23 protein-coding genes are annotated in these 26,924 nt (G+C 47.5%); 4 read left to right on the top strand and 19 right to left on the bottom strand.

The annotated features are described in order from the left end of the window. Nucleotides 1-72: 72 nt before the first annotated feature. Complete coding sequence (glyA, locus tag QWZ05_RS09190; protein WP_290298084.1) at nt 73-1,323, top strand: serine hydroxymethyltransferase; 1,251 nt, start codon at nt 73-75, stop codon at nt 1,321-1,323. Nucleotides 1,324-1,371: 48 nt separating this feature from the next. On the opposite strand, the gene QWZ05_RS09185 is transcribed toward glyA, so the two are convergent. Beyond that, nucleotides 1,372-2,241 (bottom strand): LysR family transcriptional regulator, encoded by an 870-nt coding sequence (locus tag QWZ05_RS09185; protein WP_290298082.1) that lies wholly within the window; start codon nt 2,239-2,241, stop codon nt 1,372-1,374. A gap of 104 nt (nt 2,242-2,345) precedes the next feature. On the opposite strand from QWZ05_RS09185, the gene QWZ05_RS09180 reads away from it, so the two are divergent. Continuing rightward, nucleotides 2,346-3,536 (top strand): MFS transporter, encoded by a 1,191-nt coding sequence (locus tag QWZ05_RS09180; RefSeq protein WP_290298080.1) that lies wholly within the window; start codon nt 2,346-2,348, stop codon nt 3,534-3,536. Between the two features lie 44 nt (nt 3,537-3,580). Here the strand turns inward: QWZ05_RS09180 and lipA are convergent, their stop codons facing one another. The 12 genes from lipA to leuS all read right to left on the bottom strand — a co-directional run bounded on the left by lipA (nt 3,581) and on the right by leuS (nt 15,959). Beyond that, the gene (lipA, locus tag QWZ05_RS09175; RefSeq protein ID WP_264874981.1) at nt 3,581-4,546 is read right to left on the bottom strand and encodes a lipoyl synthase; all 966 of its coding nucleotides are present in this window, start codon (nt 4,544-4,546) and stop codon (nt 3,581-3,583) included. Beyond that, complete coding sequence (gene lipB / locus QWZ05_RS09170) at nt 4,539-5,192, bottom strand: lipoyl(octanoyl) transferase LipB (protein ID WP_264874982.1); 654 nt, start codon at nt 5,190-5,192, stop codon at nt 4,539-4,541. Before lipB ends, lipA begins: the two co-directional genes overlap by 8 nt. A 178-nt stretch (nt 5,193-5,370) precedes the next feature. Next, on the bottom strand, nt 5,371-5,649 hold the full coding sequence (gene ybeD / locus QWZ05_RS09165) for a DUF493 family protein YbeD (RefSeq protein WP_164649566.1): 279 nt from the start codon (nt 5,647-5,649) through the stop codon (nt 5,371-5,373). A gap of 86 nt (nt 5,650-5,735) precedes the next feature. Beyond that, nucleotides 5,736-6,914, bottom strand: coding sequence for a serine hydrolase (locus QWZ05_RS09160; protein WP_290298077.1), 1,179 nt, complete (start codon nt 6,912-6,914; stop codon nt 5,736-5,738). Nucleotides 6,915-6,943: 29 nt separating this feature from the next. Then, nucleotides 6,944-7,735, bottom strand: a complete 792-nt coding sequence (locus tag QWZ05_RS09155) for a septal ring lytic transglycosylase RlpA family protein (protein ID WP_290298075.1) — start codon at nt 7,733-7,735, stop codon at nt 6,944-6,946. A gap of 1 nt (nt 7,736) precedes the next feature. Beyond that, nucleotides 7,737-8,858: a rod shape-determining protein RodA gene (rodA, locus tag QWZ05_RS09150; protein ID WP_290298073.1), complete on the bottom strand. Its 1,122-nt coding sequence runs from the start codon at nt 8,856-8,858 to the stop codon at nt 7,737-7,739. Continuing rightward, a complete protein-coding gene (gene mrdA / locus QWZ05_RS09145) occupies nt 8,855-10,741 on the bottom strand; it encodes a penicillin-binding protein 2 (protein ID WP_290298071.1) in 1,887 nt (628 codons plus the stop codon). The genes rodA and mrdA overlap by 4 nt, the downstream gene beginning before the upstream one ends. Nucleotides 10,742-10,777: 36 nt before the next feature. Then, entirely contained in the window at nt 10,778-11,248 is a 471-nt protein-coding gene (gene rlmH / locus QWZ05_RS09140) for a 23S rRNA (pseudouridine(1915)-N(3))-methyltransferase RlmH (RefSeq protein WP_264874986.1), read from the bottom strand. Nucleotides 11,249-11,251: 3 nt separating this feature from the next. Next, nucleotides 11,252-11,569 (bottom strand): ribosome silencing factor, encoded by a 318-nt coding sequence (rsfS, locus tag QWZ05_RS09135; protein WP_264874987.1) that lies wholly within the window; start codon nt 11,567-11,569, stop codon nt 11,252-11,254. Nucleotides 11,570-11,621: 52 nt separating this feature from the next. After that, nucleotides 11,622-12,659: a DNA polymerase III subunit delta gene (gene holA, locus QWZ05_RS09130; protein WP_264874988.1), complete on the bottom strand. Its 1,038-nt coding sequence runs from the start codon at nt 12,657-12,659 to the stop codon at nt 11,622-11,624. Next, on the bottom strand, nt 12,659-13,234 hold the full coding sequence (locus QWZ05_RS09125; protein WP_264874989.1) for an LPS-assembly lipoprotein LptE: 576 nt from the start codon (nt 13,232-13,234) through the stop codon (nt 12,659-12,661). Before QWZ05_RS09125 ends, holA begins: the two co-directional genes overlap by 1 nt. 151 nt (nt 13,235-13,385) lie before the next feature. Further along, a complete protein-coding gene (gene leuS / locus QWZ05_RS09120) occupies nt 13,386-15,959 on the bottom strand; it encodes a leucine--tRNA ligase (protein WP_290298067.1) in 2,574 nt (857 codons plus the stop codon). Between the two features lie 116 nt (nt 15,960-16,075). Between leuS and QWZ05_RS09115 the strand changes: the two genes are divergently transcribed. After that, complete coding sequence (locus tag QWZ05_RS09115) at nt 16,076-16,546, top strand: zinc ribbon-containing protein (RefSeq protein WP_290298066.1); 471 nt, start codon at nt 16,076-16,078, stop codon at nt 16,544-16,546. Nucleotides 16,547-16,672: 126 nt separating this feature from the next. Here QWZ05_RS09115 and lnt read toward each other — a convergent pair whose 3' ends face one another. The 5 genes from lnt to miaB all read right to left on the bottom strand — a co-directional run bounded on the left by lnt (nt 16,673) and on the right by miaB (nt 22,433). Next, nucleotides 16,673-18,190 carry an apolipoprotein N-acyltransferase gene (lnt, locus tag QWZ05_RS09110; RefSeq protein WP_264874992.1) on the bottom strand — a complete coding sequence of 506 codons (1,518 nt, stop codon included), beginning with the start codon at nt 18,188-18,190 and terminating at the stop codon, nt 16,673-16,675. A 118-nt stretch (nt 18,191-18,308) separates the two neighbouring features. Beyond that, complete coding sequence (corC, locus tag QWZ05_RS09105; RefSeq protein WP_290298064.1) at nt 18,309-19,211, bottom strand: CNNM family magnesium/cobalt transport protein CorC; 903 nt, start codon at nt 19,209-19,211, stop codon at nt 18,309-18,311. Nucleotides 19,212-19,270: 59 nt separating this feature from the next. Then, nucleotides 19,271-19,738: an rRNA maturation RNase YbeY gene (ybeY, locus tag QWZ05_RS09100; RefSeq protein WP_290298062.1), complete on the bottom strand. Its 468-nt coding sequence runs from the start codon at nt 19,736-19,738 to the stop codon at nt 19,271-19,273. 14 nt (nt 19,739-19,752) lie between these two features. Beyond that, nucleotides 19,753-20,850, bottom strand: coding sequence for a PhoH family protein (locus QWZ05_RS09095; protein ID WP_264874995.1), 1,098 nt, complete (start codon nt 20,848-20,850; stop codon nt 19,753-19,755). A 158-nt stretch (nt 20,851-21,008) separates the two neighbouring features. Then, nucleotides 21,009-22,433 (bottom strand): tRNA (N6-isopentenyl adenosine(37)-C2)-methylthiotransferase MiaB, encoded by a 1,425-nt coding sequence (miaB, locus tag QWZ05_RS09090; RefSeq protein WP_264874997.1) that lies wholly within the window; start codon nt 22,431-22,433, stop codon nt 21,009-21,011. Between the two features lie 243 nt (nt 22,434-22,676). On the opposite strand from miaB, the gene QWZ05_RS09085 reads away from it, so the two are divergent. Next, a complete protein-coding gene (locus tag QWZ05_RS09085; protein WP_290298059.1) occupies nt 22,677-23,828 on the top strand; it encodes a 2-octaprenyl-3-methyl-6-methoxy-1,4-benzoquinol hydroxylase in 1,152 nt (383 codons plus the stop codon). On the opposite strand, the gene QWZ05_RS09080 is transcribed toward QWZ05_RS09085, so the two are convergent. Continuing rightward, nucleotides 23,817-26,921 (bottom strand): efflux RND transporter permease subunit, encoded by a 3,105-nt coding sequence (locus tag QWZ05_RS09080; protein ID WP_290300772.1) that lies wholly within the window; start codon nt 26,919-26,921, stop codon nt 23,817-23,819. The genes QWZ05_RS09085 and QWZ05_RS09080 overlap by 12 nt on opposite strands. Nucleotides 26,922-26,924: the final 3 nt, after the last annotated feature.

Genomic DNA, 26,924 nt, shown 5'->3' with positions numbered 1-26,924 from the left:
GAAAACGTTTGCGTCACGTCATTGAGCTGTTTTTTTGCAACTTTCAGTATAAATCTGAGTCAGGAGATACAGATGTTAAAGCGTGATATGAATATCGCAGATTACGATGCGGAACTATTCGCAGCAATCCAGGAAGAAACTCTACGTCAAGAAGAGCACATTGAGCTTATTGCTTCTGAGAACTACACAAGCCCACGTGTAATGGAAGCACAAGGTTCTCAGCTAACCAACAAGTATGCTGAAGGCTATCCTGGCAAGCGTTACTACGGTGGTTGTGAGTACGTAGATAAAGCGGAAGCTTTAGCGATTGATCGTGCTTGTGAACTGTTCGGTTGTGAGTACGCAAACGTTCAGCCTCACTCTGGCTCTCAAGCAAACAGCGCAGTATATATGGCGCTACTGAACCCAGGTGATACAGTCTTAGGTATGAGCCTAGCGCACGGTGGTCACCTGACTCACGGCTCTCCAGTAAACTTCTCAGGTAAACACTACAACGTTATCCCTTACGGTATCGATGAAGCAGGTCAGATCAACTACGACGAGATGGAGCAGCTTGCTGTAGAGCATAAGCCTAAGGTGATCATCGGCGGTTTCTCTGCTTACTCTCAAATCGTAGACTGGGCTCGCATGCGCGAAATCGCAGACAAAGTGGATGCGTACCTATTTGTTGATATGGCTCACGTAGCGGGTCTAATCGCAGCAGGCGTATACCCAACACCAGTACCACATGCTCATGTTGTGACAACAACAACGCACAAAACGCTAGCAGGCCCACGTGGTGGCCTTATCCTATCTAACGCTGGCGAAGACATGTACAAGAAGCTGAACTCGGCAGTTTTCCCTGGTGGTCAGGGCGGTCCTCTAATGCACGTGATCGCGGGTAAAGCGGTAGCGTTCAAAGAAGCGATGGAGCCAGAATTCAAAGAATACCAAGCGCGCGTTGTTAAAAACGCTAAAGCGATGGTCGCTCAATTCCAAGAGCGTGGTTACAAAATCGTATCAAACGGTACTGAAAACCACCTGTTCCTTGTTGACCTAATTGACAAAGACATTACAGGTAAAGAAGCGGATGCAGCACTAGGTGCAGCGAACATCACGGTGAACAAAAACTCAGTGCCAAACGACCCGCGTAGCCCGTTTGTGACTTCTGGTATCCGTGTTGGTTCTCCAGCGATCACTCGTCGTGGTTTCTCTGAAGCTGATGCGACAGAGCTTGCAAACTGGATGTGTGATGTTCTAGACAACATCGGCAACGAAGAAGTAATTGAAGCGACAAAAGCAAAAGTTCTAGAGATCTGTAAACGCCTTCCTGTTTACGCATAATCCCTAGCGAAATTGAATCAAAGCCCCAGCATTGGGGCTTTTTTTGTTCTAGCGGTTCTGTTTTACAAACTCAATAAACGTTCTATGTGCAATAGAGAGATAGCCATTCTTGCGCCAAGCAAGGGCTAGATTAAGCTCAACACTTTCATCAAATGGGATAGCGACAACGTCTTTTTCATAGTCCGTCACCATATCGAGTAGGGCGGTAATGGCAAACTCATTTTTGACGATGCTCAGAATGAGTGGTAACAGGTTAGTTTCAAATGAGAAATGCATAGGCATACCATACTCTTGCGCCTTCTTCTCGATAAAGTCTCGATGAAAATACCCAGCTTCAAACAACACTAGCTCATGTTGAAAGAACTCTTTTAAGCTGATAGTCGAGTGTTGTGCCAGTGGGTGCTGTTTTCCAACCGCTGCCACCATATTTGATGTGAGGAGATGGTCAGTTTCGAGAGTCTCTGCTTCGGTATAGTGGTTGATTACCCCGATATCGAGTGTTCCATCGAGCAGCATTTGACGAATAGAACGTGTGCCCGCATTGATCACCGTAAGTTTTAAGTTAGGGTATCGACTCTTGAAGGCCATTAAGATTTCCGGGAAATAGTAGGATCCCATCATACTCGGAACGCCTAACCGAACTTCTCCCTTGTCTAAGCCTCTGAGCTCTTCCATCGCTGTTTTCGTGTCTTCAAGCGACTGTTGAACCTGTTTCGCATGTTTGTAGAGCACTTCACCCTCTAATGTTAGAGAGACCTGTCTTCCTTTACGAAGGAATAGCGTCAACCCAAGATCTTGCTCTAGTTTTTTTATTGATATGCTCAAGGGAGGCTGTGCGATATTCAGGGTATGGGCGGCTTGGGTGAAGCTGCCATGTTCGGCGACAGCAACAAAGTGCTTGAGATAGTTAGCGTTCATGGATATCAAAATTATATACAAGAGATAGTTTTAATATATTTAATTAATTTCATTTTGGTTGCTAGATTGGTCACATGTTCTGCAATAACAGGTGTGAGTTTCTCATGGTTGAATATCAGTCTAAGCCTTACTATCGCATCACCTTCAGCCTCGCCCTTGGGGCGTTTCTTATCTTTTGTAACTTGTACTTGTTTCAACCGATGCTGCCTCAGCTCGCGCTCGAGTTCTCTGCGACTGCATTTCAAATCAATTGGGTGTTTGCCATCACCTCTCTGGTTCTCTCAGTGAGCTTGATTCCTTGGGCGGTCTATTCTGAGAGGCAAGGACGGCGACAAGTGATGCTAATGAGCTTGTTTTCGTTGCCTGTCGTGAGTGCGTTGATGCTCCTGTCTGACAGCTTGGTTTTGCTGATACTTGCGCGAGCGATTTTAGGGCTGTGTCTTGCGGGTTACCTAGCGGTTGGTGTGGCGTATTTAGTCGAAGAGTTAAGTGATAAAGCCTTTACTCATGCTATCGCTATCTATGTAGCGGCGAACTCAGTTGGTGGAATTTGTGGTCGTTTATTTGGAGGGCTTTTGCTTGAAGTAGGGCGCTGGCAAGTGGCGGTAGGTGTGATGGCTCTCTTTACCCTTCTGGGCGCTATTTTTGTGATGTATTGTTTGCCTAAACAACAGTATTTCAAACCGAAAGCGGGGCTTCTAAGGCATCATAACCGTGCTGTATTAAGGCATTTTCACAACAAGCCACTGTGGATAGCGATGCTCATTGGCGGCATTAACTTTGCCTTGTTTGTTAACTTATACACTGTAATGGGCTTTCGTCTTGTGGCTGAACCACATAACTTGCCTGTGGGGATCGCGAGTATGATTTTCTTGTGTTACCTGGCAGGCACGTTCAGTTCGAGCTTGTCGTCAAAATGGCGAGGGAGTACTAGCATGGGGATAGGGCTAGGGACTTTGTTGATGCTAGTGGGCATTGTTATCGCTTATATAGAGTCTATTTCTGCGATGGTATTGGGACTGTTGCTGATCAGCTTTGGCGCATTTTTTACCCATACTCTAGCGTACGCTTGGACCAGCAAGAAGGCTTCAACTGGCAAAGCGACAGCAGTTGCACTTTACTTAGTTCATTATTATGTAGGGGGAAGTTTAGGCGGTTTTTGGCTGATCTATTGCTGGCAGCAGGGGGCATGGTTTGGTGTCTTGCTTGGGTCGCTTCCGTTGATAGCTCTGCTGTTTGTTCTGTGTTTTAGCTTGGTGAAGCAACCTGCTCAGTCAGAGCTCTCCCACTCATAAAAAAGGTTGACATTGAAAGCCAACCTTTTCAGGAGAGTGTGATGCTATTTCACTTCAATACCTTGCGCTTGCATATCGGCATGGTATGACGAGCGAACAAATGGTCCACATGCAGCGTGAGTAAAGCCTAGCTCGAGTGCAATCTCTTTGAGCTCATCAAACTCTTCAGGCGGCACGTAGCGTTCAACTGGCAAGTGGTGACGGCTTGGGGCAAGGTATTGACCTAAGGTCAACATAGTCACGCCATGTGCACGAAGATCTTTGAGTACTTCAACGATTTCTTCTTTTGTTTCACCAAGGCCCATCATCAGTCCAGATTTGGTCGGCACCGTTGGGTGCTGCTGTTTGAATTTCTGAAGCAGTTGTAAAGACCACTTGTAGTTTGCGCCCGGACGAGCTTTACGGTAAAGACGCGGGGCTGTCTCAAGGTTGTGGTTGAACACATCTGGCGGGTTATCTTTCAGCAGCTCAAGTGCGACATCCATACGGCCACGGAAATCAGGCACAAGTGTTTCAATCTTGATGCTCGGGTTGAGTGCGCGGATCTCACGATTACAATCTGCGAAATGCTTCGCACCACCATCACGAAGATCGTCACGGTCAACTGATGTCACTACGACGTATTTCAGCTTCATATCTGCGATTGTTTTCGCGAGCTTTTGTGGTTCATCCGTTTCTGGTGCAACCGGGCGGCCATGAGCTACGTCACAGAAAGGGCAACGACGAGTACAGATGGCACCAAGAATCATAAAGGTCGCCGTACCGTGGTTAAAACACTCTGCTAGGTTAGGGCAAGAGGCCTCTTCACATACCGAGTGAAGGTTGTTCTTGCGCATCGCCGACTTAATATCTTGAATACGCTGGCTGTCTGATGGCAACTTGATTTTCATCCAGTCAGGCTTACGTAGCACTTCTTTTTGCTCTGTAGGCATATTCTTAACTGGAATAAGCGCCATTTTATCTGCGTCACGATATTTGACGCCTTTTTCCATTTGGATTGGTTTACTCATGTTCTACCGCTTCCGTAACAAACTCGATGTCTTGGTAATCTAACAATGCAACGAGTTCTTCGATTAAAGGTGACTGGACTTGTTTTAATTGTGTTGTTGAGGTGAGGTCATTCAGCTGAACCATTTCCATGCCAGCATAACCACAAGGATTGATGCGTAGGAAGGGGGTAAGGTCCATATTGATGTTGAGAGCGAGCCCATGGAAAGAGCAGCCGCGACGAATGCGCAGACCGAGTGAGCAGATCTTGCGATTGTCGACATAGACACCTGGAGCATCAGGGCGTGCTGCGGACTCGACATCAAAGCGTTTGAGTGTATTGATCACCGTGTTCTCGATATGGGTGACTAAATCTCGCACACCGATATTTTTTCGGCGCAGATTAATCAATACGTAAGCGACTAATTGACCGGGACCATGGTAGGTAACTTGACCGCCGCGATCACTTTGTACCACTGGTATATCTCCAGTGTTGAGTAGGTGCTCTTGTTTCCCAGCCTGACCCTGCGTAAAAACGGGGTTGTGTTCAACAAGCCACACCTCATCAACCGTATTCTCATCGCGAGTATCGGTAAAGTCATGCATTGCTTGCCATACAGGTTGGTAGTCTTGGCGACCTAAGTGTCTGACAATCAGTCTATTTTCCATCTTAGTTCCATGATCCTATACAAACTTCGAATAGGATTATAAACAGGAAAGGGCTGCTAAACTACATTTTGATGACAGGTTTTTAACTTAGCTAAAATTCATTTTTAGCTATCTATCTGATAAATAATAAAAAAGCAGCCTAAGGCTGCTTTCAAAAAAAATTTAAAACTTAAACTTTTTACAGAACCATACGAACGATATCAATCTCGCCTAGCTCTTTGTATAAGGTTTCAACCTGCTCGATAGAGGTCGCAGTGATGTTGATAGACACAGAGTGGTAGTTGCCCTTTGCACTTGGCTTCACTACTGGGCTGTAATCACCAGGTGCGTGGCGTTGAATCACCTCAAGCACTTTCTCTGGCAGTTCTGGCTTAGCGTAACCCATGACCTTGTAGGTAAATGAACATGGGAACTCAAGCAAGTCTTTCAATTTTGCGTCTGAGTTAATCGTCAGCATAGTAAACTCCAAAATCTCTGGTACAGGAATGGGCACGAATAGTACTGCCATTCCCGAACAATCTCAAGGTTGAGTGTGTCTGCGAGTTAGAACCAGCTATTCACAAGCATGACAATGTAATCCCACATGCGGCTAAATAGGCTACCTTCTTGAACCGACTCCAGTGCCACTAGTGAGTACTGCGCGATGTTTTCGCCCTCTAAGTCATAGTATAGCGTACCGACTTTTTGGCCTTTCTCAATAGGTGCTTGCAGCTCTTGGTCTAAGACGAAGTTTGCCGTAAGTTGGTCTGCACTACCACGAGGTAAAGTGACAAAAGTATCTTCGTCTACGCCAAGGTTGATGGTTGGCTTATCCGCCATCCAGACTTTTTCGGTTGCGAATACTTCACCTGCCGTATTTGGCGCAACGGTTTCGAAGAAGCGGAAGCCATAACTAAGGAGTTTTTTACTTTCCGATTTACGTGCATCTGGGTTCTTTGTTCCCATGACAACCGCAATCAAGCGCATTTCGCCTTGAGTTGCCGAGCTGACTAAGTTGTAGCCCGCGTTACGGGTGTAACCGGTTTTGATGCCGTCGACATTCATGTTCTTATCCCACAACAACCCGTTACGGTTGTGCTGGGTAATACCATTGTAGGTAAACGACTTATTTGAGTAGACGCGATACTCTTCTGGTACATCGCGGATTAAGGCTTGGCCTAATAGCGCGAGATCGTAAGGCGTTGAGTAAAGCTCAGGGTTGTCGAGGCCGTGCACATTTCCGTAGTGCGAGTTGGTCATGCCAAGATGCTGAGCCCAGCCATTCATTAGGTCAACAAATGCGCCTTCAGAGCCTGCGATGTGTTCAGCGGCTGCTACACAAGCGTCGTTGCCTGATTGAATAATGATGCCTTTGTTGAGCTCCTCAAGCTTAACGGTTTTACCCACTTCTAAGAACATCTTTGAGGAGCCAGGGAAGTTGCGAGCCCAGGCATTTTTACTGATGGTGACATCGTCATCGAGAGAGACGTTACCCGCTTTGACCTCTTGACCAATCACATAGCTGGTCATCATTTTAGTCAAGCTGGCTGGCGACAGGCGAGTGTTTTCGTTACTTGCCGCGAGCAGTTCGCCGGTATGATAGTCCATTAAAACGTACCCCTTTGCCGCGACGGCCGGTGGGCTTGGAACGATACTAGCGTTGGCAGAAAAAGAGGCGAATAGCGCTGCCATAGAGGCGAGCAAAGCCTTATTGAGCGAAGGCTTTAGAGAGAGATTGATCATAATATTCTGATAGTGTTGTTTTTTCGTTTTTATTGGGCAGTGTGTTTGCGAATAAAGGCTGAGCTGTGACCAGAGCCTTTAATCTCAGACAAGGTTGCCTGGGTGTCATCATAATCGGCAAAAGGGCCAAGAAGAATTCTATAAACATTGTTTGCAGGCTGGACAAAGCTCTCTACACCTAGATCTTTGCTTAACTGCTTGGCGAGAGCTTCAGAGCGATCTTTATGCTGTGAGCTGGCCACCTGAATAATGTACTTAGGGTGTGATTTTTGACCTGCGCTGCTTTGTGGCTTTTCTACGGTAATGACCTCAATTTCAACATTCGCCACACCCGATTGAACGACGCCAAGTTTATGGGCAGCGGCGTAGCTTAAATCGATAATGCGCCCTTCGTGAAAAGGGCCACGGTCATTGACCCTTACAATCGTTTGCTTGCCGTTGTCGACATTGGTCACTTTGACATAGCTTGGCAGTGGTAGCGTTTTATGCGCCGCTGTCATGGAGTACATGTCGTAGATCTCGCCATTGGAGGTCAAATGGCCGTGAAATTTCTTTCCATACCACGAGGCTTTGCCTTTCTCTGTAAAGCCTTTGGCGTCTTTGACAATCGTGTAGTCTTGACCACGTAGTGTGTAGTCTTTGTTGCCCCCAAGGCTGTATGGCTCATAGCGAGGAGTAATCCCTTCAATGTGGTCTACAGAAATGGGTGTCTGAGGTGGCACATCATCTTCTAAGTCATAGCGCTCACCATCAGGGCTTGAACAACCAAATAGCAGGCCAGTAACTAAGCCTAATAAACACAGTTTACGGTTCAATTTCATACTAAGACGCCTTAGAGAATGCTTTTCGGTGAGTGTGAATCGACATCAAGATGCCAAAGCCTGCCATTAGTGTCACCATGGATGTACCGCCATAGCTTATTAGAGGGAGGGGCACGCCAACAACGGGCAAGATGCCACTGACCATGCCGATATTGACAAATACATAGACGAAGAAGCTCAGCACGATACTGCCAGCCATCATTCGACCAAAAGCGGTTTGCGCGTGACTTGCGAGATACAGCCCACGGCCAATGATATAAAGGTAGAGTGCGAACAGGGCTAAGATTCCAATCATTCCCCACTCTTCGGCAATAACAGCAAAGATGAAGTCGGTATGACGCTCAGGAAGAAACTCAAGTTGTGACTGAGTGCCTTGCAACCAACCTTTGCCAGAAATGCCCCCAGAGCCGATGGCGATCTTACTCTGGATAATATGATAGCCCGCCCCAAGTGGGTCAGATTCAGGGTTAAACAGTGTTCTTACCCGCACTTTTTGATACTCACGCATCAAGAAGAACCAGAGAATTGGAACGAACGCACCGACACCCACCACGGCAGCAATGATGATCCTCCAGCTTATGCCTGCGAGGAAAATAACGAAAATGCCGGATGCTGCAATAAGGATTGATGTGCCAAGGTCGGGCTGTTTAGCAATCAAGATGGTTGGTACTATCACCATAACCAACGACATCACTAGGGTCTGAAATGTTGGGGGCAGTGTGCCTTTACCGATATAGCGTGCCACCATTAGAGGCACCGCGAGCTTCATCAGCTCCGATGGCTGGAAGCGGACAAAGCCAAGGTTCAGCCAGCGCTGAGCACCTTTAGAGGCTTCACCAAAAAATAGCACCCCAAGCAGCAACCCTAACCCACAGAAGAACATGATAGGGGCAAGGGTTTCGTAGGTGCGAGGCGGTATTTGGGCAAGCACAACCATCACGACAATAGAGAGCACCATACGCATGGCTTGTCTGTCCATCATGCCGACATCTTGGCCGCTGGCGCTATACATCACGACTAGGCCAAAGCCCATCAGCGCGAGAATGCCCAGCAATAGTGGTAGGTCGATATGGAGGCGTTGGAAGAAGGCACGGTTTTGACCGGTTGAAGGGTCTAGTTTCATTTGACTGCTTCCTCTTCAGGCGACATCAACACTTTATCAAAGATATCTCGTACAACTGGACCGCCATTACTTGAACCGCCCCCGGCATTTTCCAGAACGACGGTTACGATGATTTCTGGATTATCAAGTGGGGCAAAACCAGTATAAAGCGCGTGGTCACGTAAGTGTTCTGCAACTTCATCGGCATCATACTCTTCTTCTTCGGCTAGGCCGAACACCTGTGCTGTTCCGGATTTACCCGCCGTTTTGTAATCCATGTTGGCAAATGCACGCCGTGCAGTACCGCGACCACCATGATTGACTAAGTACATACCTTTAAAGGCAACATCCCAGTACTTGTTCGGGACATCAGTAATCGGTGGGAACGTCTCGATTTCAGCAAGCTCTTGGCGCTCAAAACGTTCACCGTTATCAATGGTGGCACGAAGTAGGTGCGGTGCAATCACTTCACCGCGGTGTACAAGTACTGATGTGGCTTTCGCTAATTGCATCGGCGTAGCTGTCCAGTAGCCTTGTCCGATACCAACAGGAATGGTATCCCCTTGGTACCAAGGTGTTTTATGACGCGCCATCTTCCATTCACGCGTTGGCATATTTGCCTTACTCTCTTCGTGAATATCGATACCGGTAAAATCACCAAAGCCAAACATTTTCATCCACTTGGAGATGCGATCAATGCCCATATCATAAGCGATTTGATAGTAGAAAGTATCCACTGACTCTTCAATCGATTTCACCACGTCTACTTTGCCGTGTCCCCAGCGCAACCAGTCACGGAAAGGACGAGTGTTGGAGTTTGGAATACGCCAATAGCCTGGGTCGTTTCGCGTGGTTCTCGTCGTAATCACCTCTTCTTGCAGTGCAGCTACCGCTAAGAAAGGCTTAATGGTGGAAGCGGGAGGGTAAATACCCAAAGTAGCACGGTTCACCAGTGGACGGTTTTTGTCATTGAGCAGCGCGCGATACGCTTTACCTGAAATACCATGCACAAACGCATTTGGGTCGTAACTTGGGCTTGAGACCATGCCTAAAACGCCATTATCTTCAGGGTCAAGAATCACGGCAGATCCACGACGACCATCAAGAAGGTTAAACAGATAGGTTTGCAGGCGGATATCTAGGTTTAAAACAATGTCTTTACCCGGCGTTGGCGGCACGTATTTTAGGGTACGGATAACTCGGCCACGGCTGTTAACTTCGACTTCTTGGTAGCCAGCAGTGCCATGCAACATATCTTCGTAATAGCGCTCAATGCCGAGCTTACCGATATCACGAGTGGCCTGATAGTTGGCGTCTTTTTCTTCACGGATCAGGCGATCCATATCTCTGTCGTTAATGCGAGATACGTAGCCAATCACATGCGTTAGGATTTCGCCATAAGGGTAGTGGCGCTTGAGCGTAGCGTTGACGTTAACGCCAGGGAATTTGTGCTGGTGGACAGCGAAGGTGGCGACTTCTTCTTCACTGAGCTGTGTGAGCAGTGGTATCGCATTAAAACGTCGGGTACGGCGGCGATCACGTTCAAAACGCTCAACGCGTTCATCACTGATCACGAGTATATTACGCAAACCTTCGATGGTCGCTTGCATGTCTTTTACTTGCTCTGGGATGATCTCCAGATTGAATACCGGGCGGTTTTCAGCAAGCAACACCCCGTTACGGTCATAAATAAGACCACGGTTAGGTGCGATTGGAACCACTTTGATGCGGTTGTCGTTTGAGCGGGTTTTATAGTCTTGGTATTGATTGACTTGAATGTGGTAGAGGTTGCCCAGCAACAAACACATTAGGGCAATGATTCCGACAAATGCGAAGACGGCACGCACCTTAAATAGGCGTGACTCCTCACGATAATCTCTAATTTTGCTACGCTTACGCAACATCTACACACATCTCAAATACTAAACCCACGTAATGGATTATTCGCGGTGGTAAGGGTGGTTGGCCGTGACACTCCATGCACGATATAGCGCCTCTGCCATAATTACGCGCACCATAGGGTGTGGCAAAGTCAGTGCTGAAAGTGACCAGCTTTGGTCAGCGGCGGCTTTACATGCAGGGGCTAGGCCTTCTGGCCCGCCGATCAGTATAGACACATCGCGTCCATCTAATTTCCAAGCGTCTAATTGCTCAGCTAACTGCCCTGTATCCCAACGCTTACCGGGAATATCTAGAGTAACGATACGGCTGCCTTTTGGCACGGCTGCCAGCATCGCTTCGCCTTCTTTTTGCAGAATTCTTGCAATGTCGGCGTTTTTTCCGCGTTTTCCGGCTGGCACTTCGACAAGTTCAAGTGGCATATCGTGAGGAAAGCGGCGCTTATACTCTTGAAAGCCCTCTTCAACCCACTTGGGCATTTTTGTGCCAACGGCAACGAGTTGTAGCTTCATGGGTTAGTTCCAAAGCTTTTCAAGTTGATACAGTTCGCGGTGTTCTTCCTGCATGACGTGCAACATAGCATCGCCCATATCAAGGACAACCCACTCACCCTCAGCTTGTCCATCAATGCCTAGAGGCTCCATACCAACTTTCTTGATTTCGCTTGCGACATGTTCAGCGATAGATGATACGTGGCGTTTTGATGTGCCAGTACAGATCACCATGAAATCGGTCACACTGGATTTACCTGTCACGTCCAACAGAGTGATGTCTTCTGCTTTCATATCATCGGCTTTGTCAGCGAGAAAATCTCGCAATTCTTCACGTAGCAAGGTGGTATCCTCAATGTACTGTTTAAAAATAGGCGCGGAGTATAACACGCTTTTATTGTGTGCGGCGCGCGGCTACAGGGAATGTGGCCTGCGGTGCGCACAAAGTCAGCCCTAATTGCTGGATCATTGGCCACACAGGTTGCTCGTACTGAGTTTTCAGCATGACTTCGGTATCAGCTAGCAGTGACCAACAATAGTGTAGCGCTTGATTGTCGAGTCGTTGCAGTGCGGCAGAGTAGAGTGGGCGTTTTGATTGCCAAATTCGGTGTTTCTCGAAGGCTTGCGCCATTGAAGCCTGCTGCATTTCACCGTGCAATTGAATCAGTAGCTTGAGTTCTTTTTGCAATGAGCGGGCAATGATCACCCCTTCAACACCTTCCGCTTCAAGTTGGCGCAATATACGCTGGGCGCGATTGGCTTTGCCAGCGAGTAGCGCGTCAATCCAATGAAACACCGTAAAGTGGTTATGGCGGCTGAGAGATTGCTCAATACGTACTAAGCTCAATTGCCCATCGGGGTATTGCAACGCCAGTTTTTCTAAACTCTGTGTTAAAGCTAGTAAGTTACCTTCATGCCATTGAGCCAGCATTTGCAAAGACTCTTCGTCTGGCTTTAGGCCGAGTTTTTGGCAGCGTTGGCGTACAAATTGCGGTAAACGACTGATATCAGGGGTTAAGCAGTTGACCCAAGTACCTAGCGACGAGAGAGCTTTAAACCATTTGCTGTTTTCTTGTGCTTTTGTCAGTTTGCCGCCAACAACTACCAGAATTGTGTCGGGGTTGAGGTGCGCAGAGAGTTCAAGCAACTCTTTACCTTGAGCCGCGTTCACGCCATTTTCACCGACTTCCAGTTCAACAATTTGCTGGCTAGAGAAAAGGCTCATAGCCTGAAAGCAATCAAAAATGGCGTTCCAGTCGGTTTGATTATCAATAGAAAAGCGATGGCGCTCCTCAAAGCCCTGCTTTTTAGCCTGTTCAGCAATCGCAAGGCGAGATTCGTGTAGCAACAACGGCTCGTTGCCAAAGATGAGGTAAACCGAGCTCAGGTTTTTGCTCAGTTGCTCTGCTAGTCGGTCTGCAAAGATGCGCATTATTTCGCTGGCTCAATCTTCACTTTGTATTCTTCGCGGTTCTCTTCCCACTCGATGGCTTCAAATGCTTCGAGGTCAGCACGAACTCGTCCCATCTGACGAATGATTTGCGTAGCGGCTAGCTTGCGCATCTCATCTTCGATCATTTCACGCTCTACCGACTTTGCTAGTGCAGTTAGCGGGTTATCAAGGTAACTACGAGTAATGGTTGCAGTAAAGCTGTGTGAGCCGATTTCAGGCACTGTCACGCGGTAGTTTGCATCATATGTCAGCTCTTTCTCTGCGGCACGTGCGTTTTGGTATAGCGATAGGGTGCGCTCGTCAATGGATTCACTTGTGATGTGCAAGTTGGGAACATCGGCACGTGGGTAAACCAGGTCGATGTTATTGCGGGTTAACTCTGTCTCAATAAGGCGAGTGAGTGTGCTGTATCTGTCGTAACTGGTCAATGACATCTGATGTAGTTCTTCCGGTACGCTGTATTCACCACGTAACTGGAAGCCACAAGCACTGATTAAAGAAGCAAGAAAAACCACGAGCATGACTCGTAGAGAAGAATGGGTTTTAGTGTGCATGAATGTCGCTCTACTGCCTTGTTAAGTCATTTACTGAATGGGACTAAGTGCGCTAATCCCATTTAGTAAATAATCAGGGTGATAAATCACCCTGATTAGAGTTACTTTAGCGTCAATGAGTTCGCTAAGATATATGAGTTCGTAAAAACTATTAGTTCGCTACGATGTTAAGAAGTTTACCTGGTACGTAGATAACTTTACGAACGGTTTTGTCTTCTGTGAACTTAGTAACGTTCTCATCGTTAAGACCTAGCTCTTCGATCTCTTCTTTAGAAATGTCTGCTGGTACTGTCAGTTTCGCACGTAGTTTGCCGTTAACCTGAACGATGATTAGCTTTTCGTCTTCAACGAGCGCTTTTTCATCGTGAGTAGGCCACTCGGCATTGTCCACGTCTGCAACGCCTAGCGCAGCACCCATCTCAAATGAGATGTGCGGAGTGATAGGGTATAGCATTACCACAACGGCTTTTAGTGCTTCATCAAGGATAGCGCGGTCTTGCGCTGACTCTTGAGGCGCTTTCGCTAGCTTGTTCATCAGTTCCATGATTGCTGCGATAGCCGTGTTGAACGTTTGACGACGATCGATATCGTCAGTCACTTTCGCAATTGTCTTGTGAACGTCACGACGAAGGGCTTTCTGGTCGCCAGAAAGTGCAGAGGTATCCACTGCTTCTGCCGCACCTTTAGCTGCGTGCTCGTTGACGAGTTTCCAAACACGTTTTAGGAAGCGGTTAGCACCTTCAACGCCAGACTCTTGCCACTCAAGTGTCATGTCAGCAGGTGATGCAAACATCATGAATAGACGAACTGTGTCAGCGCCGTACTTGTCGACCATCTCTTGTGGGTCGATACCGTTGTTCTTCGACTTAGACATCTTGATCATGCCTGAGTGAGATACATCACGGCCTTCGTTGTCTTTAGCAGAAGTGATGCGGCCTTTGCCATCGCGCTCTACTGCAACGTCTGTTGGTGCAACCCACTCTTTACCGCCTTTGTCGTTCTCGAAGTAGAACGCATCCGCAAGTACCATGCCTTGACATAGTAGCTGCTTGAACGGCTCGTCAGAGGTTACGTAACCTGCGTCACGTAGCAATTTGTGGAAGAAGCGAGAGTACAGAAGGTGCATACAAGCGTGCTCGATACCACCGATGTACTGGTCTACTGGTAGCCAGTAGTTTGCTTTTTCTGGGTCTAGAATATCGTCAGCTTGTGGCGAACAGTAACGTGCGTAGTACCAAGAAGACTCCATGAACGTATCGAACGTGTCAGTTTCACGTAGCGCTGGTTCGCCGTTGAATGTCGTCTTCGCCCACTCTTTGTCAGCTTTGATTGGGCTGGTTACGCCGTCCATTACCACATCTTCAGGAAGAATCACTGGTAGTTGGTCAGCAGGTACTGGGTGAACTTCACCGTCTTCAGTGGTTACCATTGGGATTGGAGCGCCCCAGTAACGTTGACGAGATACACCCCAGTCACGTAGACGGAAGTTTACTGTCTTAGTACCTTTGCCTTCAGCTTCTAGCTTGGCTGCGATTGCATCAAATGCTGCTTGGAATTCTAGGCCATCGAACTCGCCAGAGTCGAACAGTACGCCTTTCTCAGTATAAGCTTCTTCAGAGATGTTTAGCTCGGTGTCATCAGCAGGCTTGATCACAGGAATGATGTCTAGACCATACTTAGTTGCGAACTCGTAGTCACGTTGGTCGTGTGCCGGTACTGCCATTACAGCACCTGTACCGTAGTCCATCAGTACAAAGTTAGCCACGTAAATAGGAACTTCACGACCGTTCAATGGATGAATAGCAGTAAGGCCAGTCGCCATACCTTTTTTCTCCATTGTCGCAAGTTCCGCTTCTGCAACCTTGTTGTTCTTACACTCTTCGATGAACTCAGCAAGCTCTGGGTTGTTCTCTGCTGCGACTGCTGCTAGAGGGTGACCTGCTGCGATACCTACGTAAGTCACACCCATTAGAGTGTCTGGACGCGTTGTGTAAACTTCTAGGTCTTGTTGACCCTTAACTTCGAACTTAAGCTCTACACCCTCAGAGCGCCCAATCCAGTTGCGCTGCATGGTCTTAACCATTTCAGGCCAACCGTCTAGGTTGTCTAGATCATCTAGTAGTTCTTGAGCGTATTCAGTGATCTTAATGAACCACTGTGGAATCTCTTTTTGTTCTACTGGTGTATCACAACGCCAGCAGCAGCCGTCTTCTACCTGCTCATTCGCAAGAACGGTTTGGTCATTTGGACACCAGTTAACCGATGAGGTCTTCTTGTAAACTAGGCCTTTGTTGTAAAGCTTAGTGAAGAACTCTTGCTCCCAGCGGTAGTATTCAGGTGTACAAGTAGCAAACTCACGGTTCCAGTCGTAACCAAAGCCCAGAAGTTTAAGCTGGTTTTTCATGTACTCAATGTTTTCGTAAGTCCATGGTGCAGGTGCCGTGTTGTTCTTAACAGCAGCGTTTTCTGCAGGTAGACCAAACGCATCCCAACCGATTGGTTGCATTACGTTTTTACCTTGCAGGCGTTGGAAACGAGAAACAACATCACCGATAGTGTAGTTACGCACGTGACCCATGTGCAGTCGACCACTTGGGTAAGGGAACATGGATAGACAGTAGAATTTTTCTTTATTTGGGTCTTCACTTACAACAAAGGTCTTGTTGTCATCCCAGTGCTTTTGAACTTTTTGTTCAATATCTTGAGGATTGTATTGTTCTTGCATCGATGATATCCGGTTATCTTGGAATTTGTGAGTTCGGTTAGAACAGACATTAATAGATCGTCATAGAATACCTAAAGGTAAGTGGTACAACAACCATTGTGTTGAGGGAGGTTACTATGCCAAAACGTAAAGCCGGTTATGAAGAGATCGTTGAGAATGCGATTGAGACCATTAAACATAGCCCCGAAGAGTTAAATCATGTGCTTGAGCGGTCGGGAGAATACCTTGATGCTGCGAATGATATGACCAAAGATGAGCTCGCGTTGATCTCGGCTTATGTCAAATCAGATCTCAAGGAATTTGCTGATAATTATGAAGAAAGTAAGGGCAGCCCTTTTTCTTTGATGATTGCAGATTCTATATGGCAAGGGTTGCTGGAAATCACTGACCGAACCAAGGTGGAGTGGGTAGAGCTGTTTGCTGATTTAGAGCATCAAGGGCTATACCAGGCTGGAGATATGATTGGACTCGGCGTTCTTATGTGTGAAAACTGTGCCCATAAGGTGCAGTACAATCACCCTACGGTGATCAGCCCGTGTCCGAATTGCGGTAAAACGGCATTCAGCCGTCAGCCGTTGAAGCCATAATATCGAGGTGCTGATAGCGGCCAAGTCAACTTAGCCGCTATCAACGAAACGCCAATACCAAGTCTATACGATTCATTTCTAGCTTTTGATTATATGCCGCCATAGGTTCTAAGTAGCTACCTAGTTTTACCTTCTTTTGTATCTGCAAACCGTAACGAACATCAAACTCAACACCGACCAAATATACAACGGCCATCGTCCAACACCATGATAAGGTGTTTGCCCATCGGTGGAGGCCACCTCTGCGGTTAACACTGCGGTTTCAAATTGCGGTATTTGCGCAATGATCTTGCCTCGATAATCGGTGATCGCCGTGACACCATTATTGGTAGAGCGGATCACAGGCTTACCCAGCTCTAACGCGCGCATACGAGCGATTTCCATGTGTTGTTGCGGACCAATAGAGTCACCGAACCACGCATCATTTGATAAGGTCAGGATGAAATCGGTGTCATCGTTGACGTTTTTGCGGATCTGTTCATTAAATATGATTTCATAGCAAAGCGCGGCAGCGAAGTCTTTGCCATTGGCAATGACGTTAGGCTGGATATACGCCCCACGGCTAAATGATGACATCGGCAGATTAAAGAACGGCGCAAGTGGGCGCAGAATATCTTCAAATGGAACGAACTCACCAAATGGTAAAAGGTGGTGCTTGTGGTAACGATCTTCAGGGTCGTAGGAGTAGTCACTGCCGTCAGTTTGTCCGATCGCTAATACACTATTGTAATATTGACCTTCATTACTGCGGTTGATGACACCCGTGATCATCGCGCTGTCGTACTCTTTGACCAGTGCATCAAGATTGGCAAGGTAAGAGGCTATCTCATACTCAAATGCTGGAATGGCGGCTTCTGGCCAAATGATGATGTCGGCCTCACGATGCTGCTTGGTGAGATCGGTATATTTGATGATGGTTGGCCAGCGCTCACTCGGCAGCCATTTTGACGCTTGGTCAATGTTACCTTGAACAAGTGCAAAGCTGGTTTTTGATGCAGGATTTGGTGTCACCCAATGTGCCGAATTAAGACCATAACCTGTCGCGAAAATAACGGCTGGTGCGATCGCGAGCGTCCAACGCTTAGTGACTATCATGCAAGTAAACAAGGATGCCATCATGACAACCGCGAACGTCACCAAGTCAACGCCGCCTAGAGGGGCAAAATTACCTAAAGGAGAGTCAATTTGACTGTATCCCATGACTAGCCATGGGAACCCTGTCATCACCCAACCACGTAGCCAATCGGCGATAAGCCATAAAACAGGTACAGCTAGCGCATAGCGGCTGAGGTTCTGCCTAGAAAAAAAACGGTTAGTGATACCGGCAAACAAGGCGGGATAGAGCGCGAGGTAGCTGACCAGCAAAGACATCAGGAACAAGCTGGCGATTTTAGGCATGCCACCAAAGGTATCGATACTGACGTGAACCCAACTGATACCAGTAGCAAAGCTCCCCAGCCCCCATAACCAGCCGAGCCACGCAGCTTGTTTGGCTGAACGTTGCTCAATCAGCAACAGGAAAATCAATACACTGAGTATTGCAAGTGGCCAGATACCATAAGGGGCAAAGGCAAGGGTAGACAGCGCTCCTGCTGCAATAGCGAGTAGACTGAGGGCAAATTTATTATTTAAAGCCACGGCCATAAATCTATCTTTAGTAAGTTCCATAAAATATGGGCAAGCCCTTAAATAGACTTGCCCATGATAATCAGCCTGTCTAACAGGTTAATTTATCGTACAGCTTATTACGCTAGGCGTAACGTTACTCCTCAGTTTCAACCGGTGTGGTTTGAATCTCAGGGATAGTCACCTGCAACTGCATGATGCGGCGATTATCCGCAGCCATGATCTTAAACAGGTAGCCTTCGATTTCGACCATTTCGCCACGTGAAGGAAGATGGCCAAAGGCTGTCATCACCAGACCACCTATGGTATCCACTTCTTCAGTGCTGAATTGGGAACCGAATTGTTCGTTGAAATCTTCAATGGTAGTAAGCGCTTTGATTGAAAAAGTGTGCTTACTTAACTTGCGAATGTCCAACTCATCTTCATCATCGAATTCGTCTTCGATTTCACCAACGATCTCTTCGAGAATATCCTCGATCGTTACGAGACCTGACACACCACCAAATTCATCCACAACGATCGCCATGTGATAGCGTTCTTCGCGGAACTCTTTGAGGAGTCTGTCGACTCGTTTACTCTCTGGCACCACTACTGCAGGGCGAATGACCTGTTCAATGTCGAATGGTTCACTGTCTGAACCTAGGTAGCGCAGCAAATCTTTTGCTAGCAAAATACCTTCAACATGGTCTTTGTCTTCGCTGATCACTGGGTAGCGAGAGTGCTGTGCATCTGTCATCAAAGTCACAATGTCGTCAAAGACTTCATTGCGGTCAATGGTGACGATTTGAGAGCGCGGAATCATGATGTCACGAACACGTTGCTCTGATATTTCCATCACACCTTCGAGCATATCTCGGGTGTCATGGTCAATAAGGTCGTTTTCCTCGGAGTCACGAATGACATCTACGAGTTCTTGACGGTCTTTAGGCTCACCTTGAAAAAGCTGCCCGATACGTTCAAATAAAGTCTTTCGACTCGGACCTTCAGATTTTTCTTTCTTACTACTTTCGCTAGAAGAGGGAGGGTTTTCTTCGTTCATTGTTTCTCAGTTAAGTAACGCTATCAAAGTGTGATAGCACACATATAGGGCTTTGAAAACTAGCCTTCTTTCTCAGCAATATAAGGGTCTTCAAACCCTAACTTTTGCATGATTTCTGTTTCGAGGGATTCCATCTCTTCAGCTTCATCATCCTCGATATGATCATAACCTAGCAGATGCAAGCTACCATGTACAACCATATGAGCCCAGTGAGCGTGCAAGGGCTTATTTTGCTCTTGCGCTTCGCGCTCTACCACTTGACGACAGATGATCAAATCGCCTAATAGGTCTAACTCAATACCAGGAGGGGTTTCAAACGGAAATGACAGAACATTCGTCGGTTTGTCTTTTCCACGATACTCGTGGTTAAGCTGGTGGCTCTCTTGCTCATCAACAATACGCACCGTTACTTCGGCTTGCGGATGAAACAGCGTGATCGCTGCCTCAAGCCACTGCTGAAATTGCAGTTGCGTTGGAAGTGTCGATTCGTTTTCTACGGCAAGTTGTAGATCCAATGCGATGCTCATGGGCTGTGTATCTCTTATTGTTTTGTGACTTCTTCTGCGGAGTTTAGTTCCGCTTTTGCACTTTCAAGCAGCTTGGCTTCGCGCTCTTCACGACGACGCTTCTCAAACTCTTTGCGCTCTTTTTGATCTTGCGCTTCCCATTTTTCATAGGCATTAACAATGCGCGCAACAACCGGGTGACGAACCACGTCATCGGATTGGAAGAAGTTGAAACTGATTTCATCGACTTCGCTTAATACTTCGATCGCGTGGCGTAAACCTGATTTTGCACCGCGCGGTAAGTCAATCTGGGTGATATCACCGGTGATGACAGCGCGAGAGTTGAAACCGATACGGGTCAAGAACATCTTCATCTGTTCAACAGTAGTGTTCTGACTCTCATCAAGAATAATGAACGCATCATTTAGGGTGCGACCACGCATGTAAGCAAGGGGTGCAACCTCAATCACGTTACGCTCGATAAGCTTTTCAACACGCTCAAAGCCCAGCATTTCAAATAGGGCATCGTAGAGAGGGCGCAAATATGGGTCGACTTTTTGACTCAAATCACCCGGTAAGAAACCGAGCTTTTCACCGGCTTCTACAGCAGGGCGAGTCAAGAGAATACGGCGGATTTCTTGGCGCTCTAAAGCATCAACAGCAGCAGCAACAGCTAGGTAAGTCTTACCTGTACCAGCAGGACCAATACCAAAGCTAATGTCGTGCGTAACCATGTTGACTAGGTATTGCGCTTGGTTTGGTGTGCGTGGTTTGATGACGCCCTTCTTGGTCTTAATAAAGACCTCTTTGCCATGCTCAATGTTGGCTTCGGTGTTCTGCTCTAGAATTCCCGTTTCTTTGATCGCAAGGTGAATCTGCTCTGGCTCAATGTCTGGAATATTACCGCGAACTGGCGCTGTATTGACGTAGAGCGTTTTAAGAATCTCAAGGGCTGCCGCTGACGTGTGCGGTTTCCCAACGATGGTAAAGAAGTTACCACGGTAGCTGATTTCAACGCCAAGACGGCGCTCAAGATGCTTAATATTGTCATCAAAAGGACCGCAAAGACTCGCAAGACGGCGGTTGTCTGAGGGTTCTAGGTCGATCTCTAGTGTAATGATTTTATTGCTCAAATTTGCCTCTCATTCTATGCCACTTGCTCTCTAACAGTAAAAGAGCAAAAAGCCCGATTGAGACCGGGCTTTTATTGGCTGTATCCCTGTTTCTAAGATGGTCACTTAGATGGGGATTTTCAAGCTCTCGGATAGAGCTTTATATGGAGAATGTGCGCTTAAGGTGTAAAAGTCGCAACACCTAGCTCATCTTCGCGCTTTGTTTTCGCCATCATTTGTGTTGGCGAGATCACGCTACGAAGGTCCATCTCTTTCTCTGTACGGACAATTTCACCGCGCAGTGAGTTGGCAAATACGTCAGTAATCTTCACGTCGACAAATTGACCAATTAGGTCAGCACTGCCTTCAAAGTTCACTACACGATTGTTTTCAGTACGTGCGCGAAGCTCCATTAGGTTCTTCTTCGACGGCCCTTCAACTAACACACGTTGTTCTGTGTCTAGCATCAAGCGAGAGTAACGCATCGCTTGGCTATTAACGACTTGCTGTAGCTCGTAAAGACGCTCTTTCTTCTCTTGCTCTGGCGTATCACATGGGTAGTCTGCTGCTGGCGTACCTGGACGTGGAGAGAAGATAAAGCTGAAGCTCATATCAAAATCAACATCTTTGATTAGCTTCATTGTGTCTTGGAAGTCTTTGTCTGTTTCGCCCGGGAAACCAACGATAAAGTCAGAGCTGATGTGGATATCAGGACGTGCTTTACGTAGTTTACGAATGATTGACTTGTACTCGATCGCCGTGTGTGGACGCTTCATTGCCGTAAGAATACGGTCACTACCACTTTGTACTGGTAAGTGCAGGAAGCTCACGAGCTCTGGCGTATCTTCGTATACCGCGATGATGTCATCACCAAACTCTAGCGGGTGGCTAGTGGTGAAACGGATACGGTCGATGCCATCAATCGACGCAACAAGGCGAAGCAGCTCGGCAAATGAACAGATGTCACCGTCGTGCATTGGGCCACGGTATGCGTTTACGTTTTGACCTAGTAGGTTAACTTCACGTACACCTTGCTCAGCAAGCTGTGCAATCTCAAACAGTACGTCGTCCATTGGACGGCTCACTTCCTCACCGCGCGTGTATGGTACAACACAGTAAGTACAGTATTTTGAACAGCCTTCCATGATAGAAACGAACGCAGTCGCACCTTCAGCACGCGGCTCAGGCAGGCGGTCGAATTTTTCGATTTCAGGGAATGAGATGTCCATTACTGGCGCATCATCATTTTGAGACTGTTTGATCATCTCTGGCAGGCGGTGCAGTGTTTGTGGGCCAAAAATCACGTCAACAAACGGAGCACGTTCACGGATGTGGTCACCTTCTTGAGTCGCTACACAGCCACCCACGCCAATCACAACGCCTTCTTTTTTGTCTTTAAGTGTTTTCCAACGACCAAGCTGGTGAAATACCTTTTCTTGTGCTTTTTCACGAATAGAACAGGTATTGAGTAGAAGTACATCTGCCTCTTCTGGATCTTCTGTTAGTTCAAAGCCATTTGCGGCATTAAGAAGGTCAGCCATTTTTGATGAATCGTATTCGTTCATCTGGCAGCCCCAGGTTTTGATTAGCAGTTTCTTACTCATCTTTGTTCGCTCGATCGTTAGTTTAAAATAAGGGAGCAAATCGCCCAGTGTCTCTTCACGCACCGTTGGAAATTAAAGGCGGTCGCGTGGGAAGCGGCGTATTGTACTGCTTTCATTGGCCCCTTGCTAGTCTTGATTCTGTGGTCTCTCTTTGCCACAAACCGAGCCAATAGTGCTTACATTTTGGCAATGAAAACGTACAATCAAAAATAGACGATAAATCAGCAAGATGAAGAACAAAAAATGAACAAATATGATGTTGCTATTGTTGGCGGTGGCATGGTCGGTGCTGCTCTGGCGGTTGGATTTGCCAAGCAAGGGCGTAAGGTCGCGTTGATTGAGGGTTGCGAGCCTAAGGCCTATGATTCGCAGCAGCCGATGGACATTCGCGTTTCAGCAATATCAGAAGCCTCTGTTCGTCTTTTGCAGCAGTTGGGCGGATGGCAACACACTGCAAGCATGCGTGTATGTCCCTATCGCCGGTTAGAAACTTGGGAGCATCCAGAGTGTCGAACTCGCTTTAGTGCCGATGATATGCAGTTGAAGCAGCTTGGTTATATCGTTGAAAACAGACTGATTCAATTGGGTTTATGGCATGAGCTCGCACAGTACAGCAACCTTGAGGTGCTGTGCCCTGAAAAGCTCGAGAGCATGACGTTTGAGCACGAGTCTAATCAACTGCACCTTGCGTCAGGAAACGAGATCAGCGCAAGCTGGGTAGTTGGCGCTGATGGTGCAAATTCTCAGGTACGCACACATGCCGGTATCGGCGTTACAGCATGGGACTATCGTCAACATTGTATGCTAATTAACGTTGAGACAGAGCATCCTCAACAAGATATCACTTGGCAGCAGTTCTTACCGTCAGGGCCGCGCTCATTTTTGCCTTTGTGTGGCAATCAAGGCTCGCTCGTTTGGTACGACTCTCCAAAGCGCATCAAGCAGCTGATGGCAATGAATGCCACTCAGTTGGAAGAGCAGGTTGTTAACCACTTCCCAGAGGAGCTAGGGGGGATTAAGGTTCTGCAAAAAGGGGCGTTTCCACTCACGCGTCGTCATGCACAAAGCTATGTCAGTCAGCGTTGTGTGCTGGTGGGGGATGCTGCTCATACCATTAACCCATTAGCCGGCCAAGGAGTGAACCTAGGCTTTAAAGACGCTCAGTGTTTGTTGCAGGTGAGTGCGGATAAGCCGTTGACCCTTGATATTATGAAGCAATATCAGCTACGCCGTTACCCTGACAACTTGTTGATGCAAACCGGCATGGATGTGTTTTACAAAGGCTTTAGTAACACTCTAGCGCCACTGCAATTGGCTCGAAACGCCCTGCTGAAAGTCGCAGAGCACTCCGGCCCGATAAAGCATCAAGTGTTGAAATATGCCTTAGGCTTGTGATGCTTGCTCCGTCTGTTGATCTGATGTTTTCTGAGTTTTTCTAGAGCGGTGACGGCTCAGTGTAAATAGAGCGGGTACGACATAGAACGAGATTAGGGTGGTGAGTAAGGTACCGCCAGCGATCGCCACTGCAAACGGGGGCCAGAACCCTCCGCCAGCTAAGATCAGCGGAAGAAAGCCACCAATCGTGGTGATGGTCGTTGAGGTAATATGGCGCGTGCAACTCATTACCCCGGCGGTAATTGCCGCTTTGTCCCCCAACATAGCCTCTTGATCGGATTTTAGCTCAGCTAAGATCACGATAGCCGCGTTAATCGCGAGCCCAATGACGCCCAATAAACCAATAATCACAGTAAAGCCAAATGGGTAGGAAAATACCCAAACCGAAAGCAGCCCAAGCCCGGCAGCAAGTCCAGCGACTAAAAATATAATTCCGCTCAAACGGAATGAGTTGAAGGAAAGGACGATCACTAGAATCATTAATGTGATAACCAGTGAGAGGCTGCTCATTAAATTAGCGACAGACTCATCTCTCTCAGCAGATTCTCCCCCAAATTCAACGCTATAGCCGCTAGGTAGTTGCTCAATATAGCTTGCAACATTCGCTTTAAATTCATTAAGGGCCGTTTGTGGTAACACCCCTGCAGCAACAAAACCTTCTATGGTATTCACGCGCTGACCATTACGCCGTGTAATCGCACCGCGACTTGGAGTGATCTCAAACTCGGTTAGTGCAGAGAGTGGCATCAACAGCGTGCTTTGACCATCACTACTCGCCAGTGGCAATTGTGCCAGTTGTGATAAACGCTGACGATCTTCTTCTGCGACCTTTACCCTAACAGGAATCGATTCAGTGCCTTCAATAATGCTTCCCTGAACTTGACCGACTAGGGTGGTTTCTAGTGTATTCGCAAGCCTTGAGAGTGTCATACCACTGAGCAGCGTTGACTGTTCATTTACGTCGAGCCAAATTTTAGGTACACCGGGTTGAAGCGTACTACGAGTGTGAGTGACGTCTTGTGTTTGCGCCATGATAAGACGAATCTCTTCGCCAATTTGCTTCAACCCATCAAGACTATGGCCATAAATACGGATTTCTAATGGTGCGTTAAATGGAGGGCCTTGCTCTAATTTGCGCACTAACACTTGAGCGTTAGGAACGACTCGGTCTAACTTTTTTTGCAACTCGGGAACATAGTGGTTCGCATGACTAAAGTGCTCCATTTTTACCATCGCTTGAGCGAAGTAGGGGGCGCCTCGCTGATTACTAAGCAAGTTGTAGTAGAAGGATGGAAAGTTGGTCCCAACCAGCCAATTAACCGATTCAACATGTTGGTTTTCTCGTATGGCTTGCTCTACTTTTTCAACGGTTGATTCAGTGGCATAGATACTGGCTTGAGGGGGAAGAAAGACCTGAACCTCAAACATGTCACGATCAGAGGGTGGAAAGAACTGTTCGGTGAGTTGACCAGCAGACCAAAACCCAAAGATTGGGATCGAGCAAACCACTAAAGCTGATTTGATCGAGTTATGAACGGCAAAGCGGACCGTTTTTTCAAACGCGAGGGCCAACTTTGGCATCTGTATGCCATGATGGTACCAGCGAGTCGTGTTACTGACTTTGGGTAAAAAACGCGCAGCAAAACCAGCCACTAGGGTATGAGCAATAAAGTAAGAGCCGATAAGTGAAAAAGACACAGTAATCGCAATCGCACCAACAAACTCCCCAGCAGGCCCTGGCATCAGGAAAATAGGCGCAAATGACAGTACGGTGGTTAGCGTCGAGCCGAGCAGTGGGATCCATAAATGCTTGATTGCTTCGTAAGCCGCGGCGATTCTTTGCTGCCCTTTGGCGCGGTAGCTTTGAATGGTGTCGACCATCACAATCGCATTGTCCACCATAATACCAAGAGCCACGATCAAGCCTGTCACTGACATTTGGTTGATGGGGATACCTGTTGCCTTCATCATGGTGAGAGTCAGCATAGCAGTTAGTGGCAGTGACAGAGCAACAATCCAAGCCGAACGCAGGCCGAGCGTAATCAACAGCACGGCGAGGATGAGTGAAAAACCAATAATTAGGCTTGTCATCAGTTCAGAAAGTCGTGTTTGGGTATAGCCATCTTGCTCAAATAACACGTCTACGTTTAGATGACGAGGGAGATCCGACTGGAAGCGTTCGATAAGGGCTTGAGCCCTTGGGGTCCATTTATCTACCCGCACATCTGGTTGCATGCGCGCGGCAACGATGACGGTGGGTTTGCCATCGACTAACGCGATTTGCGTTGGTGGCGTATTATACGCGCGCTCAATTTTTGCGACGTCTTCTAAATGGACCACATAACCATACTCATCGAGTGCGATAGGGACTTGCTTAATTCGCTCTAGAGAATCGAGGGATTTACTCATTTCAAGCGCAAAGCGATTCGCTCCGTTGACAAGCTCTCCCGCTGAATTTTTGGCATCAGCGCCACCAATAGCCAGAGACAAGCTTTCTGCACTCGCTCCAAGAGAGGCAACCGCACCCCGGTCAATGGACACCAAAATCTCTTCATTGACCGTACCGTATTCATCCACGAACTCGGTGCCATTCATCGCTCGAAATTGCTGAGCGAGCTCTTTGGCATAACGGTTCATCACCAACAAATTCGGCTTTCCTTCTCCTTGCCATGTGATCGCAGTGATGAGAGTAAACGCATATGAGTGATCACTGTCTAGTACAGGATCAGAGCTACCTTGAGGCAGCTTAGGTTTGACATCGCTTAGTTTATCGCGAACACGAGACCACACGGGTTCGGAATCAGTGATGGTATCGAGCAGTTCGATACTCACCACAGAGATCCCCGCTCGAGACGTTGACGTGATTAACTGAATGTCATCTAGCGTGCGCAGTTCGGTTTCTATCTTCTCAGTGACGAGTGCTTCAACGCGCTCTGGTGTTGCCCCTGGATAGTGGGTGGTAATTGCGGCATTACGGTTGGTGATCAAAGGGTCTTCAGCTCGCGGTAGAGACTGCAACGCGGAGAGGCCGGAGACGAGCAATAAAGCGGTAAATAGAACGAGTAAGCGCGTGTTACGAAGTATGAGTGTCATCAT

Source organism: Vibrio agarivorans, assembly GCF_030409635.1.
GTDB classification, from domain to species: domain Bacteria; phylum Pseudomonadota; class Gammaproteobacteria; order Enterobacterales; family Vibrionaceae; genus Vibrio; species Vibrio agarivorans.
Note: the sequence above shows the minus strand (reverse complement) of the source record. Positions and strands in the feature narration are given on the sequence as shown.